11 protein-coding genes and 1 pseudogene are annotated in these 14524 nt (G+C 63.9%); 7 read left to right on the forward strand and 5 right to left on the reverse strand.

The window, feature by feature from the left end; translation table 11 throughout:
• Window positions 1-114: 114 nt before the first annotated feature.
• Window positions 115-1197, forward strand: a complete 1083-nt coding sequence (locus J2W49_RS21455) for a DUF6352 family protein (protein ID WP_310320949.1) — start codon at window positions 115-117, stop codon at window positions 1195-1197.
• Between the two features lie 46 nt (window positions 1198-1243).
• Here J2W49_RS21455 and icmF read toward each other — a convergent pair whose 3' ends face one another.
• Window positions 1244-4537, reverse strand: coding sequence for a fused isobutyryl-CoA mutase/GTPase IcmF (gene icmF, locus J2W49_RS21460; protein WP_310320952.1), 3294 nt, complete (start codon window positions 4535-4537; stop codon window positions 1244-1246).
• A 35-nt stretch (window positions 4538-4572) separates the two neighbouring features.
• Window positions 4573-5454, reverse strand: coding sequence for a PPK2 family polyphosphate kinase (locus J2W49_RS21465; protein ID WP_310320954.1), 882 nt, complete (start codon window positions 5452-5454; stop codon window positions 4573-4575).
• 289 nt (window positions 5455-5743) lie between these two features.
• On the opposite strand from J2W49_RS21465, the gene J2W49_RS21470 reads away from it, so the two are divergent.
• From J2W49_RS21470 to cqsA, 4 genes and pseudogenes are all read left to right on the forward strand, one after another.
• On the forward strand, window positions 5744-5989 hold the full coding sequence (locus tag J2W49_RS21470; protein ID WP_310320955.1) for a metal-sensitive transcriptional regulator: 246 nt from the start codon (window positions 5744-5746) through the stop codon (window positions 5987-5989).
• Window positions 5990-6005: 16 nt separating this feature from the next.
• Window positions 6006-6506 (forward strand): annotated as a pseudogene (locus tag J2W49_RS21475) (MBL fold metallo-hydrolase); the annotation flags it as partial.
• Between the two features lie 204 nt (window positions 6507-6710).
• Window positions 6711-7121, forward strand: a complete 411-nt coding sequence (locus tag J2W49_RS21480) for a rhodanese-like domain-containing protein (RefSeq protein WP_405001066.1) — start codon at window positions 6711-6713, stop codon at window positions 7119-7121.
• Window positions 7122-7274: 153 nt separating this feature from the next.
• Complete coding sequence (cqsA, locus tag J2W49_RS21485; protein WP_310320957.1) at window positions 7275-8531, forward strand: alpha-hydroxyketone-type quorum-sensing autoinducer synthase; 1257 nt, start codon at window positions 7275-7277, stop codon at window positions 8529-8531.
• A 238-nt stretch (window positions 8532-8769) separates the two neighbouring features.
• On the opposite strand, the gene J2W49_RS21490 is transcribed toward cqsA, so the two are convergent.
• Both J2W49_RS21490 and J2W49_RS21495 read right to left on the reverse strand, forming a co-directional pair.
• A complete protein-coding gene (locus J2W49_RS21490) occupies window positions 8770-9756 on the reverse strand; it encodes a DNA-binding transcriptional response regulator (RefSeq protein ID WP_310320959.1) in 987 nt (328 codons plus the stop codon).
• Window positions 9757-9763: 7 nt separating this feature from the next.
• Window positions 9764-10996: a sensor histidine kinase gene (locus J2W49_RS21495; protein ID WP_310320960.1), complete on the reverse strand. Its 1233-nt coding sequence runs from the start codon at window positions 10994-10996 to the stop codon at window positions 9764-9766.
• Window positions 10997-11175: 179 nt separating this feature from the next.
• On the opposite strand from J2W49_RS21495, the gene J2W49_RS21500 reads away from it, so the two are divergent.
• Window positions 11176-11844 (forward strand): helix-turn-helix transcriptional regulator, encoded by a 669-nt coding sequence (locus J2W49_RS21500; protein ID WP_310320961.1) that lies wholly within the window; start codon window positions 11176-11178, stop codon window positions 11842-11844.
• Between the two features lie 75 nt (window positions 11845-11919).
• Window positions 11920-12684: a type III pantothenate kinase gene (locus tag J2W49_RS21505; RefSeq protein WP_310320964.1), complete on the forward strand. Its 765-nt coding sequence runs from the start codon at window positions 11920-11922 to the stop codon at window positions 12682-12684.
• Window positions 12685-12712: 28 nt separating this feature from the next.
• On the opposite strand, the gene J2W49_RS21510 is transcribed toward J2W49_RS21505, so the two are convergent.
• Window positions 12713-14140: a wax ester/triacylglycerol synthase family O-acyltransferase gene (locus tag J2W49_RS21510; RefSeq protein ID WP_310320968.1), complete on the reverse strand. Its 1428-nt coding sequence runs from the start codon at window positions 14138-14140 to the stop codon at window positions 12713-12715.
• Window positions 14141-14524 lie beyond the last annotated feature (384 nt).

Consider the following 14524-nt stretch of genomic DNA (forward strand, 5'->3'; position numbering starts at 1 on the left):
GTTCTGTCCTGCGAAGGCATTGCCGAGCGCTGGGTTGTGGCAGTGAAGGACAATCGCACGCAACCCCGCCCTTGAGCCGCTGCACACCTTCAATGCAGCTCGTTGATTGCCTCCATGCCCACTCAGCCTGAAACCTTCTGGTCTTCATGCGGTCACGACCGCCTTTCCAGCGACGCGCGAGGCTGGCTGGTGCCCACTGCCGACTACTGGCACCTGTGGCTGGAGCGGCCCGAGCTGGCGCTGGTGGAGGAGTCGTGTGACGCCGAGCGTGCGTTGCACGAGGCTTTGCAGCATGACCCTTTGCGTGCGGTGCCGCGGGCGGAGCTGGATGCCTTGGCGGACGACGACGTGCGGGCCAATCACCGGCTGTTCCTTGATTTTCGCGATGCCGTGATGGCGGCGGGTTCGCTTGAGGCGGCCTATGCCGGTTTCTTCAAGCAAGGCTCCATTGTGGTGCCGCCGCTGTTCCTGGACCTCATGGTGCAGGCCATCGTCAGCCACTTGCTGGCAGACGAGGCAGATCCCCTGTGCTGGCGAGCAGCTGAAATGCTGTTCCGTCGGCAACGGGTGAGTGTGAGCGAGGGGCGGGTGCTCAGCGGTGACGCCGACACGCTGGACATGCTGAACGAGACGGGTGGCGCTGGCGCGGTGGGGCGGCTGCTGTTGCAGGGCGGGGCTGCCTTGCCTGCGGTGCAGGTGGAGGTGTTGGCCGAGGCCAATGGCGCGCGCTACATGGAAAGCCGGTTGGGTGCGGGGCGGTTCAACTTCGTGCTGGACCTGACGCACGAGGTGCAGAACGAGCTGCCGCACGGGCTCACGCTCACGATGACGCGCTCAAACTCCGGGCTGAAGGCCTTGGCCCGCGTGTTGCAACGCTGGGTGCGGCATTTCCTGGGGACGGGCGTTCAGATCCGCCCGGAAGCACGGGTGGACGATCCGTCTTGGCGCTGGCACCTGGGGCTCGACGTGGAATCCAGTCGATTGCTCAACGATCTCTACCAGGGTCACGCGGTGGAGCCCGAGCGGCAGGCGCGCCTGATCAGCCTGTTTCGCCTGCAGTTCGATGATCCTGCCCACGTCTTGCCCGAAATGCACGGCAAGCCGGTGTACCTGGGCATGGCCATGACCGAGGGCGGCCTGCTCAAGCTTAAGCCACAGAATCTGCTGCTCAATCTGCCGCTGGCGAACCGGTCGTAGGCGCTCCCTGGCGCCCGAGGGCGCCGGCTGTGCTGGGCAGCCAGCTTCACATGTTGCGCCGGTACTGCCCCCCCACCTCGAACAGGGCGCGCGTGATCTGCCCCAGGGAGCACACGCGCACCGCATCCATCAGCACCTCGAACACGTTGCCGTTGTCGATCACCGACTGCTGCAGGCGTTTGAGCATGGCGGGCGATGCGCTGGCATGGCGGGCATGGAAGTCGGCCAGACGCTGCAACTGGCTCTGTTTCTCTTCGTCGGTGGAGCGGGCGAGTTCCAGCGTGTCGGGTGCGGCCTCGCCGTTGGGGTTGCGGAAGGTGTTCACGCCCACGATGGGGTACTCACCCGTGTGCTTGAGCATCTCGTAGTGCATGGACTCGTCCTGGATCTTGCCGCGCTGGTAGCCGGTTTCCATCGCGCCCAGCACGCCGCCGCGCTCGGCGATCTTTTCGAACTCCTGCAGCACCGCCTCTTCCACCAGTTCGGTGAGCTCGTCGATGATGAAGGCGCCCTGGTTAGGGTTTTCGTTTTTGGCCAGACCCCACTCGCGGTTGATGATGAGCTGGATCGCCATGGCGCGACGCACCGAATCTTCCGTGGGCGTGGTGATGGCCTCGTCGAAGGCGTTGGTGTGCAGGCTGTTGCAGTTGTCGTAAATGGCGATCAGCGCTTGCAGTGTGGTGCGGATGTCGTTGAACTGGATCTCTTGCGCGTGCAGTGAGCGGCCACTGGTCTGCACGTGGTACTTTAATTTCTGGCTGCGTTCGTTGGCGCCGTACTTGTCGCGCATGGCCACGGCCCAGATGCGGCGGGCCACCCGCCCCAGCACGGTGTACTCCGGGTCCATGCCGTTGCTGAAGAAGAAGCTCAGGTTGGGCGCGAAGTCGTCGATGTGCATGCCGCGCGCCAGGTACGCCTCCACGAAGGTGAAGCCGTTGCTGAGCGTGAAGGCGAGCTGGCTGATGGGGTTGGCGCCGGCCTCGGCGATGTGGTAGCCACTGATGCTCACCGAATAGAAGTTGCGCACGTCGTGGTGCACGAAATACTCGGCGATGTCGCCCATCACCTTCAGGCTGAACTCGGTCGAGAAGATGCAGGTGTTCTGGCCTTGGTCTTCCTTCAGGATGTCGGCCTGCACCGTGCCGCGCACGTTGGCCAACACCCACTCGCGGATCTTGGCGGCTTCGGTGGCGGTGGGCTCGCGGCCGTTCTCCGCCTGAAACTTTTCCAGGTTCTGGTCGATGGCGGTGTTCATGAACATCGCCAGGATGCTGGGTGCCGGTCCGTTGATGGTCATGGAAACCGACGTGGCCGGGTGGCAGAGGTCGAAGCCGCTGTAGAGCACTTTCATGTCGTCCAGCGTGGCAATGCTCACACCGGAGTTGCCCACCTTGCCGTAGATGTCGGGACGCGGGTCGGGGTCGTTACCGTAGAGCGTGACCGAGTCGAAGGCGGTGGAGAGGCGCTTGGCAGGCGTGCCGGCAGAGAGCAGCTTGAAGCGGCGGTTGGTGCGGAAGGCGTCGCCTTCACCGGCGAACATGCGGGTAGGGTCTTCGCCTTCGCGCTTGAAGGCGAAGGTGCCGGCGGTGTAGGGGAAGCTGCCGGGCACGTTGTCCAGCATCAGCCACTTCAGGATCTCGCCATGGTCTTCGTACTGCGGCAGAGCCACCTTGCGGATGGTGGTGCCAGAAAGGCTCTTGGTGGTCAGCGCGGTGCGGATTTCCTTGTCGCGGATCTTCACCACGTACTCGTCGCCCGCGTAGGCCTTCTGCATGTCGGGCCATTGGGCCAGCAGCTTGCGGGCGGCCGGGTCCTGGTTGAGTTCGCGTACCTGGGCCAGGTCGATCACGGCTTCGGCTGCGCGCGAGCGCTCCGGCTTCTCCACACGCAGCATGGCTGCGCTGGCGTGCAGCTGCTGGATTTCACGCGCCAGGCGCGCCTGCTCGCGCGCTGCCTTTTTGTAGCCGCGCACGGTGTCGCTGATCTCCGCCAGGTAGCGCGTGCGTGCGCCGGGCACGATGGGGGTCTGGTTGGTGCTGTGGCGCACGGCCACCTGGGGCAAGCGGCCTTCGGCCAGTGCCAGCCCCAGTTCGGTCAGGCGGACCTTGAGCGCCTGATACAGGGCGGTCACACCGTCGTCGTTGAAGCGCGCGGCCATTGTGCCGAACACCGGCATCTGTTCGGTGGGCGTGGTCCAGGCTTCCTTGTTGCGCTGCACCTGCTTGGCCACGTCGCGCAGCGCGTCACTGGCGCCTTTGCGGTCGAACTTGTTGATGGCCACGAACTCCGCGAAGTCGAGCATATCGATCTTCTCCAGCTGGCTGGCGGCGCCGAATTCCGGCGTCATCACGTACATGGGAATGTCCACGTGCGGCACGATGGCCGCGTCGCCCTGGCCGATGCCGGAGGTCTCGACGATGATCAAGTCAAAGGCGGCGACCTTGCAGGCGGCGATCACGTCGGGCAGGGCGGCGCTGATTTCGCTACCAAAGTCGCGAGTGGCGAGGCTTCGCATGAACACGCGTTGCTCTTGTTGCCATGGCCCGATCGCATTCATGCGGATGCGGTCGCCCAGCAGCGCACCGCCACTCTTGCGGCGCGAGGGATCGATGCTGATCACCGCCACGCGCATCGCATCGTCTTGATCCAGCCGCAGGCGGCGAATGAGTTCGTCGGTGAGCGAGGACTTGCCTGCGCCGCCGGTGCCGGTGATGCCCAGAACCGGCACTTTGCGCGCCTTGGCCTGTTCGTGCAGGGCGGTCACGATCGACGGATCGGCCTTGCCACTTTCCAGCGCCGTGATGAGTTGGGCCAGCGCGCACCAGTTCATCTCGCCCTGGCCTTCGATGGCACTCAGCGCCTTGGGTGCGTGCGGGGTGAGGTCACGATCGCAGCGCATCACCATTTCGCCGATCATGCCGGCCAGGCCCATGCGCTGGCCGTCTTCGGGGCTGTAGATGCGCGCCACGCCGTAGTCCTGCAGCTCGCGGATCTCGCTGGGCACGATCACGCCACCGCCGCCACCGAACACCTGGATGTGCTCGCCCCCGCGTGCCTTGAGCAGGTCCACCATGTACTTGAAGTACTCCACATGGCCGCCCTGGTACGAGCTGATGGCAATGCCCTGCACGTCTTCCTGCAGGGCCGCCGTCACCACTTCGTCCACGCTGCGGTTGTGGCCCAGGTGGATCACCTCGGCGCCCATGCCTTGCAGGATGCGACGCATGATGTTGATGGCCGCGTCGTGGCCGTCAAACAGGCTGGCGGCGGTGACGAAGCGCACCTTGTGCGTGGGGCGGTAGCTGGCGAGGGCCTGGTAGTCGGCGTTGAGTTGGGTCATGGCGGGTGGGGTTGGGTCAGGTCAGGTATTCAATGTCAGGCAATGCGCAGGCCGGCCAGCGAAGGGTCATCGGGCGGGTAGCGGAGGTCAAGCGCCTTGAGCGTGTCGCGCACCAGGGTGGCGATCATCAAATTGCGGTGGGTCTTGGAATCGGCGGGCACCACCGTCCATGGGGCCCAGGGCGTGCTGGTGGCACCGAGCAGGTTTTCATAGGCCTTCTGGTAGTCACCCCATTGCTGTCGCACCTCCAGGTCGCCGTGGCTGAACTTCCAGTGCTTGGTGGGGTCGTCGATCCGGGCCTGCAGGCGTTCGCGCTGCTCATCGAATCCGATGTGCAGCATGCACTTGAGAATGACCGTGCCTGTCTCGGCCAGCATGCGCTCGAAGGCGTTGATGTGTTCAAAGCGCTGACGGGTCTGTTCCGGTGTGATCCAGCGGTTGACCGGTGGAACCAGCACGTCTTCATAGTGGCTGCGGTTGAAGACCATGATCTCGCCTGCGCCCGGCACCCGCTGGTGGATGCGCCAGAGGTAGTCGTGCGCGCGTTCGGTTTCGGTCGGTGCCTTCCAGCCCACGGTGTGCACCCCTAGCGGGCTAGTGCGCGAGAACACACCGCGCACGGTGCCGTCCTTGCCCGACGTGTCGGTGCCTTGCAGCACCAGCAGCAGCTTGAAGCGCTTGTCGGCATAGAACACTTCCTGCAACCGATCGAGCTCTTCGGCCAGAACCTCGACAGCGGCCTTGTCTGCAGTCTTGTTGCCGTTGGAATAGGGTTTGGCGCCGGTGTCGAGCGCCTTGAGATCGACGTCTTTTCCATTGCGCGCGACCGGTACCTGCCAGTCGGCCCACAGGCTGCCTTTGGAGGCCTGGATGGCGGCCACGGGAAATGGCAGCGAAATCTCGCTCGAGCTGGGCATGCAGTGCTCCGGTAGGCCACGGGTGCGATGAGCCGGGCAACGGGTGGACGGGATTGATTGACGTTTACGTAAACGTCAATTGTGAATCTTACTCCAGCACTTTGTCAAAGACCATGGTGTTCACCCTTGGTTGAGGGTCTCCCGCCGTCGTGTTCTGAGGTCGCATGCCCGGTCTGGTCTTGTGAGTGCCGGGGCATAAAAATACCCTAAGGAGTATAAAATTGCGGATCCTTTGTCCCTGTCACCATCCATCCCGCCTTGCCGGGATGGAACCCAATGGAGCCCATTCATGACCATCGTCCGAGATGCTGAGCGCAAACGTTCACTGATTCTGCGACTCAAGCGCGCAGAAGGCCAGGTGCGAGGCATTCAGAAGCTCATCGAGACCGAAGCCGACTGCGAGAAGGTGGCCCAGCAACTGGCTGCCGTGCGCAAGGCGCTCGACAAATCCTTCTTCGCCCTGGTGGGCTGCGTGATCGCTGAGGGCAGCGTGCCGGCCGACGACGTGGCCGAGATGCTGTCGAAATATTCCTGACATAAGGAGGATTGCCATGAAACCGATTCAGCTTTTTGACCCCACCTCCAGCACCTACACCTATGTGCTGTTTGACCAGGGCACGCGCGACGCCGTCATCATCGACCCGGTGGATGAGCAGCTTGAACGCGACCTGGCCACGCTGCGCGAATACGGACTCAAGCTGGTGTGGGCGGTGGAGACCCATGCCCATGCCGACCACATCACCAGCGCTGGCAAGCTGGCCGAACTGGCAGGTGCTCGCACCGCCGCGCCACAAGGCTGTGGCATCGGCACCGCCGGGGTGCAGCTCCGGCATGGCGACAGTCTCCCTTTTGGCGGCGAAACCCTCAAGGCCCTGCACACCCCGGGGCACACGGCGGGCAGCATGAGTTATGTGTGGCGGGACCATGTGTTCACGGGCGACACATTGCTGATCAACGGCTGTGGCCGAACCGATTTCCAGTCAGGCAATGCTTCGGATCTGTACCGCAGCCTGACCGAGGTGTTGTTTGCCTTGCCAGACGACACCACCGTCTGGCCAGGTCACGACTACCAGGGGCGCAGCCACTCCACCATCGGGCAGGAAAGGTCTGGCAATCCGCGCGTTGCTGGCAAGAGCGAGGCCGAGTTCGTGGCCATCATGGCGGCGCTGGACCTGCCCAAGCCGAAGCGGATCGATGAAGCAGTCCCTGCCAACCTGACCTCGGGCATCCGGCACGACCTGGATGGTGCCTTGCTCCTGCAGCCCCGCCCGGTCCAGGCCGGTTACGCCGGTGACGTGTCGCCGCAACTCGCCTGGCAATGGGTGCAGGAGGGAGTGGCGACCCTGGTGGACGTGCGGACGGACGCCGAGCGCGAATGGGTTGGTTTTGTACCGGATGCGCTCGCCGTGGCCTGGAAGCAGTGGCCCGGCATGGCCATGAATCCGGCGTTTGACGAGGGCGTCCGCCAGGCGGGCGCTGGCGGCAAGAAGCTGGTGATGCTGTGTCGCAGCGGTGTGCGGTCCATTGCTGCCGCCAAGCGGGCGACCGAACTGGGCCTGGAGGCCTACAACATCCTCGAGGGATTTGAGGGCGATCCCGACGCCCAGGCACAACGCGGGCATCGCGGGGGCTGGAAGCGCCACGGCCTGCCCTGGCGCCAGAACTGATCGCGGCCGTCCGGTTGCAAGCCCTTTTATCGGCGGCTATACATCAAACTTGAGTAGAAAGAGTAACAACCCCTGTCAGATATGACAGGGGTCACGGTCATATTGCCCAATTTCTTCTTTCAATGGGGTTTTCCATCCTTTTAGGAGAACACCATGGAAGCGTTGGGGCAAATTGAATCCACCAAATCTCGAGATCCCGGCCTGTCGGCCACCTTGCAAGCAAGAATCGAGCGGGAATTCATGCCCCGCTGGAATGGTTCCTGGGGCGGCAAATTTGTGCTGCACGGGCGGGCGCCTGGGCCCAATGCCGTGCGGCTCGACGGCAATGACTACCTGGGTGTGACCGGCCACCCGGACATCGTCAAAGCCCAGGTCGATGCCATCACCAAGAGCAGCGAATTCGTCGTTCAATCGGGCGTTTTCCTGCTGCAACAGCATCCCTCCCGGGTGTTCGAGCAGACCCTGGCCGACTGGGTGGGCAAGGAAGACGCGTTCCTGTGCCAGTCCGGCTATTCGGCGAATGTGGGCCTGCTGCAGTCGATCGCAGACCCGCAGACGCCGGTCTACATCGACACCATGGCCCACACCTCGCTTTGGGAAGGTGCGCATGCGGCCCGAGCGCCGGCACATGCGTTCCGCCACAACGACCCCGATCACCTCGATCGCATGATGAGCAAGAAAGGGCCTGGTGTTGTGGTGGTGGATTCGGTCTACAGCACCACCGGCGCCGTGTGCCCGCTGAAGGCCATGGTGGAGGTGGTCGAAAAGCACGGCAGCATGATCCTGGTCGATGAATCCCACTCACTGGGCACCCATGGCCCGGCGGGGGCGGGACTGTGCGCCGAACTGGGGCTGACCGATCGCGTGCATTTCATCTCCGCGAGTCTGGCCAAGTCGGTGGCCGGGCGCGCCGGCTTCTTCACCGCGCCCGCCAGCATGCGCTACTACATCCTGAGTTCAAGTTACCCGAACATCTTCAGTTCGTGCCTGCTGCCCTCGGAAATCGCCGGCCTCAAGGCCACGGTGGGGGTGTTGAAAGCGGCAGACGTGGCCCGCGAGCGACTCAGGAGCATGACGCGCCGGGTGCGGCAGTCCCTGTCCGACATGGGCTACCCGATCCACCAGGGCACCGAGCAGATCATTGCACTGGAGGCCGGCACCGAGCCCGAAACCATGGCGCTGCGGGATGCGCTCGAAGAGCGGGGCGTGTTCGGTGCCATCTTCTGTGCACCGGCAACCAGTCGCAATCGCGCCCTGGTACGCCTCACGCTGAACGCTGCACTCACCGAAGCCGAGCTGGAACACCTGGAAGCCGTGGCCAGAGACATTGCGCCCATCGTGAAGCCCTGGGACTGGATCATTGCGCGACGGGCGCGGATGAACGCGCAGAGCGCGACCCACGACGAGTGAAGCAACGCCCTCCAGGGGCACCGCCGGGCTGGCTTTGCCAGACGGCCAGTGCCGCCCCCCATTGAAGGGGGTGACGCGAAGCGGCGCGGGGGTGTTTACTTCAGCTATTCATCGCGCCGGAGCGCCCACCCGCGACGAGTGAAATGACGCCCACCAGGGGCACCGCCGGGCTGGCTTTGCCAGACGGCCAGTGCCGCCCCCCTTGAGGGGGGTGACGCGAAGCGGCGCGGGGGGTGTACTAATCATCGCAAATGGTGCGTGAGCTCATGCCGCTCAGCACGTGCTGGTAGCCATAGATGGGCTGAGGCAGCTCGTCGGCTTCCAGGGGGAAGGAGGCTGCCAGCAGCATGCTGTCGCTGCCCATGGGAATGGCTGGCGCCGTGCGCACGGGGCCGCGCAGCCCCAGTTGCTGGTGCAGTTCGACGGCCGCCAGCAGGCGTCCGGCCCGAACGGCGCGCACCGTGTCGAAAGGCAGACCCGCCGTGGCTACGAGTTCTGCCAGATCCCCCAGACTGGACGCGACTTCCAACTGCAGCCACTGGCAGCGCCCGGTGGCGTCCAGTCCGAGCAGACCGAAGGGCTGGCCGAGCACGGCGTATTCGACCCAGTGCTGCTCGACATAAGCCTGGAGCGCCTGAGACACCGACGGTACCTGCAAGATTGACTGCTGGACCGGCTGCAGCGCGCCCCGCCACATCGCATTGACCCGGGCATGCGGCGCAGTTGACAGTCTGCGCAGCACGCTCATGAGCAGCCGGGTGATGTCGGGCGCCTGTTTGGGCACGAACTGGTCGATGAGTCCGTTGTTGAAGGCCTGCACGGCGATCTGCTCGTCGGCCTGACCGGTCAGCAGCACGCGGGAACCCGGCCAGTCCAGTAAGGTGTCCAGCACCTGCAGGCCGTTGGTGCCGGGCATGGCGAAATCGATCACACAGGTTTTGGCCAGGTTGTACCGGGAGGGGTTGTTCCCCCAGTACCGGAGCACCTGAGGGATGAGCGGCTGACCCTGTCGCCAGCGATCGATCATCTGCAACTGGAGGTTGGCGTCGGCTTCCCAGCGGGCGGGTTCCTGGCGCATGCGTTCGCTGAAGCCCGACGGGCGGGAGAACAGCTCGATCTGCCAGTTGGCGGGCACCACCATGCCCAGCATGTCGAGGTAGTCAGGGTCGTCGTCGAGGAACAGGATGCTCCCCGGACGGTGAAAGAGTGAAAGTGTCAGTGCCATCGCATTGTCATTCTGTGGTGTCGGTTAGGGCGCGCGGAATCTGCGTGAGCGGCAGATCGATCATGAAGACGGCTCCTCGCGAAACTTCGGAGTGCACGCTGAGTGTGCCGTGGGCGGATTCCACGACGTTCTTGCAGAAAGTGAGTCCGAGACCGCTGCCGGCGCCGGACTGGGTCGAGTAGAACGGCTCGAAAATCCGCTGTTGCAGGTCGTGGGGGATGCCGACGCCTTCGTCGGACACCGCGATGCGCCCTTTACCGTGGTGAATGCCCACGTCGACCCGAAGGTCGCCCGGACTCGGTGCGCTGCTGGCGGACGCCAGCGAGTGCAGCGCGTTCTTGATCAGGTTGGACAGCACCTGCCCAAACAACGGGCGCGAACCCTGGAAGCAGAAGTCCTGCTGGATGTGCACACGCACACAATCACGTTCGCGCGTGGATCGGTAGGGATACTGATTCACCGTGTCCTGCACCACCTCGGCGGCCCTGATGAGCGTCTGGTTGCGCGGCAGCCTGAAGAGCTGCGCATTGGAGATCTGGGTGTCGATCTGCTGGTTCATGCTGCGCACCAGGCTCTGCAACCGGCCCGAAAGCTCTTCGATGCGCTTGCGTTTGCTTTCGGGTACATCGTGCTGCACCAGGTTGCGCATCACATCGCCCAGCAGGTTGACGGTGGCCAGCGGCGTGCGCAGTTCGTGCGCCATCACACCCATGGTGCTCAGCGTGTTGAGCATGCGCGTTCTGCGCAGGTTGGCACTGGAGAACCCGAGCATGAGTCCCATGATCCAGGCAAAGCCGATGACCACAACGGCCACGCCAGGGGTGCTGAATTCTGGCGGTTGGCCTTGCATCGCATGCGCGACCAGGTAGCCCGTGGGCAAACCGGCGATCAGGCCCAGTGTCGCCAGTCGCCAGTCGGTGGCATGGTAGTAGATCAGGATCATGGCCGTCATGCTGGCCAACCAGGCCGCGTTGCCCCCGTTCATTGCGTACATCCAGCTGAAAAACCACGGAAGCTGTATCCAGGTGGCGGCACCGAAGTAGCGACCGCTGCTGTGCGACATGGGATCGCGCAGCACCTCCGGCATCACATACATGATCGAAAGCAGCGCCATCAGCGCCCGTACCGCAAAGTTTTCGTAGGGCTGAGGAATCAGGTACCCCCAGACGATCGCGATGATGATGTGGCCAAAAAAGGTAAAAAAACCGATCCAGATCAATCGGTAGCGCGATGGATGCAAAATAGCCTCCAGCGGGGCGTGGACGATCTCGTCCTGCATCCCTCGCCAAAGGCGAGCTTTTGTACTGTGGAGCCACAATCGGTCCAGACGCACTATGTATTCCTTCCGTTGGGGAGTCTTGACCGCCAGATGAGACCGAAACGTATTGTCACAGTTGAAGGCTTTTCCTGATCATGACCATGACCTTACCTGTCAACTTTGACAGTGTCGGCCTGGACGCTGTCCTGGCCGACTGGGTTTGCGCACTGCACGACCAAGGTGTTGAAGCGGTATTGGTGCTGGGTCCCGATCCCATGGGTGGGCGCGACGACCGACAGGTGCTGGCCATTCACCCGCCCCGGCTGCTGGGTGCTGCACAGGCGCTGGCCGACAGCCGGGATTTTGGGGCAAGCTGGCGCGACAGTGACGCGCCTCTGGTCGCTTGGCAGGACATTTCCAAATCGTCGATGGACAGCGGCAGTCGCTGGCGCCGTCTGTGGCTGGCGCACGGCCACCAGACGCTGGTTCGTGTGGCCTTCACCCTGCCGGCAGGACGCGCCTTCGAGTGTTTCATGTTTAGCCCGAAGTCCTTTGCAGATCGGTCGGAAGCGGCGGTACTGGCCTGGTCGGCCTTCAACATCTGGCCCATGCTCAAGCGATCGATCGCTGAGAAACGTGTCACGCTGAGTCCTCGCGAGCAGGAAAGCCTGCATCTGGCATTTGAAGGGCTGACCGCCCGCGAAACAGCGCAGCGCATGGACTGTTCCGAACGGACGGTGAACTACCACCTGTCGAACGCCATGGCCAAACTGCAGACCGACAACAAGCTCGCGGCGGTGCAGAGAGCCTGCTGGATCGGCGTGTTCTGATCCGACACGACCGGTTCATCCTACCTCTGTTGCGCCGCCGCATTGCACGCGGCGCCTCATGGTCATAATGCGGCCATGACTTTTTTGGCCCTGGACGTTGGGAACACCCGCCTGAAATGGGCACTCTACGAAGCACCACGCGTGGGCGCCCGGTTGCTGGCGCATGGGGCCCAGTTCCTGGAAAACATTGAAAAACTGGCGGAAGGCGACTGGGCCGACCTGCCGCCGCCGAACTGGGTGATGGGTTGCGTGGTGGCGGGCGACGCCGTCAAGCGCCGTGTCGAAGAGCAGCTGGAGTTGTGGGATGTGGTGCCGCGCTGGGTGGTTTCCAGCAGCGAAGAAGCGGGTGTCGTCAATGGTTACGACCACCCTGCGCGCCTGGGTACCGATCGCTGGGTTGCCATGATCGGTGCGCGCCAGCGGCTGTTGTCTCAAGGGCCAGCCAGGCCTTGCGTGGTCGTGATGGTGGGCACGGCGGTCACGGTTGAGGCCCTCGACATCGACGGCCGTTTCCTCGGCGGCATCATCCTGCCCGGGCACGGGATCATGTTGCGCGCATTGGAGTCAGGCACCGCCGGACTGCATGTGCCCACCGGCGAGGTGCGCGATTTCCCGACCAACACCAGCGACGCCCTCACCAGTGGGGGCACGTTCGCGATCGCCGGTGCGGTCCAGCGCATGGTGGAGAACCTGCAGAAACACAGCGGCTATGCCCCGGTCTGCTACATGACCGGTGGCGCGGGCTGGAAGATGGCACCGAGCATGTCCACGCCAGTGGAGCTGGTGGAAAGCCTGATCTTTGACGGCCTGCTGGAGATCGCCGATCGAAGGTTGGGCTGACCCCGCGCGCCGCCTGCGGCGCGCGGGGTCAATCTCCTCCCCACGGCAACATCAGCGTCAAAGTCAGCAGGCGGCGGAACTCGGGTTCGAACTCATCGATGATTTTTTGCGGATCGGGGCACAGCGTGGTGTCGGCGATCACACCAAACTGAACCCCCCCGCCATAGCTCAGGATCGACACGCCGAGTCCCACGGTGCCGGACTGCGGCACCCAGAACATCGTCTGTTCCAGCGTGGAGCCGCAAACCTTGAGCTTTTCGCTGGGTCCGGGTACGTTGGTCATGACGGCCGTGGTCTTGCGCCCGAACAGGCTGAGCATGGCGTCTTGCGCCGGCTTGATCAACAGGCCAGCGACCGACAGCAGCCCGAAGGTCAACAAGGGCTGGAGGCTGCCCTTGAGGCTGGTCATGCGGGCGCGAACCGCCAATGCGCGCTCGATGGGGTTGTCCAGGCCAATCGGCAGCACCAAAGGCACGAGACCAAAACGGTTGCCCAGTTTCCATGCGTCGGACATGGGCCGCAGATTGATCGGTACCATGGCGCGGATTTCTTTGCCCCGGGGGTCATCGCCCTGGTGGCGAAGGTAGGCGCCAATGGCGCCGGCCACGCAGCTCAGCAGCACGTCGTTGATGGAGCACTTCAATGCCTTGCTGATGGCCTTGACTTCGTCGAGCGGGATGGGTTCGCACCAGGCAACGCGCTTGTGCTGGCCGGGCTGGCCTTTGAGCCGGGTGGGGGAGTCGTCCGGCATGAGGGCCAGCGCGGCCAGATCGCTGGCCAGTTGCCCGCCGATGCGGGCGATGTCCATGGCTTGGCTGAGGGTGTCGCTCAGGCCCTGTTGCGGCGAGGCGAGCATGGATAGCGATTTCGCAGCGCCGCCGCCTGCCACTTCCAGTGCGCGCGCGGTCAGTTCGCCCAAAGGGCGGATCAGCGAATCGGCCACCCAGTCTTCGGCCGCTTCCATGCCTGCTCGGGCAGTTTTGGGTGATTTGCGTTGCGGCGGCGGGGCGCCGCCGTCGACCAGGCTCATCATCACGCTGATGAGCGCGATCCCGTCGGCGATGCAGTGATGGATGCGAGCGACCAGCGCGGAGCCGCCCTGGTATTGCTCGATCAATTCGAACTGCCACAACGGGTGATCGGGATCGAGCGGCTGCATGGTCAGGTGCGCCACACGGTCTTGCAGGGCCGCTTGTTCGCTCTGCCCTCTCTGACGTTCGAGCGGCCGTGCAAGCACATGCCTTTCGAGCTGGAAGTCTGGATCGTCTGCCCAGTGGGCGCCTGCGGCATCCTGGCGAGCGATCTGCACGAAACGACGGTAGGGCAACAGGCGCTCGCGCACGCGTTCGCTCAGGGCGGCCAGGGTGATGCCCGGGCGCAGCACCCAGACCCCGACAATCATCATGAGGTTGGACGCCGAGTCCATGCGCAGCCAGGCCGTGTCGACCTTGCTCATGCGCTCCCCCTCAAGGCCCAGACTGTTGGCGATCGAAGGTCTGGCTTGAGGTGCCCGGGGCTTCGTTGCCTGGGTTTCTCTTTGTGGGACAGATGCTCTCTTTCGGCGGGACAAGGGGGCGGCCGCGGCTGGCGTGGCGGGGTGAGCCGCTGGGCGGCGAACGCGCTGAACCATGGTGTCTCCTGCTGCCCTGAGCCCGCCCGATCGGTGCGATCGTGTGCGGCTGGGGGGTTGTTGTTGTGAGAGTGTCGCCTCTATTCTGCCGTCAGGTCAGCACGTAAGATACCGGGCGAGCCCTAAGAACGTGTTGACGATCTCCGCGATCCCCACGGCAATCGTCTACACGTTCTTTGGTCGGCATTATCCGATTTCATCACGGTGGCC

Source organism: Hydrogenophaga palleronii, from assembly GCF_031457455.1.
Taxonomy (GTDB): Bacteria; Pseudomonadota; Gammaproteobacteria; order Burkholderiales; family Burkholderiaceae_C; genus Hydrogenophaga; species Hydrogenophaga palleronii_A.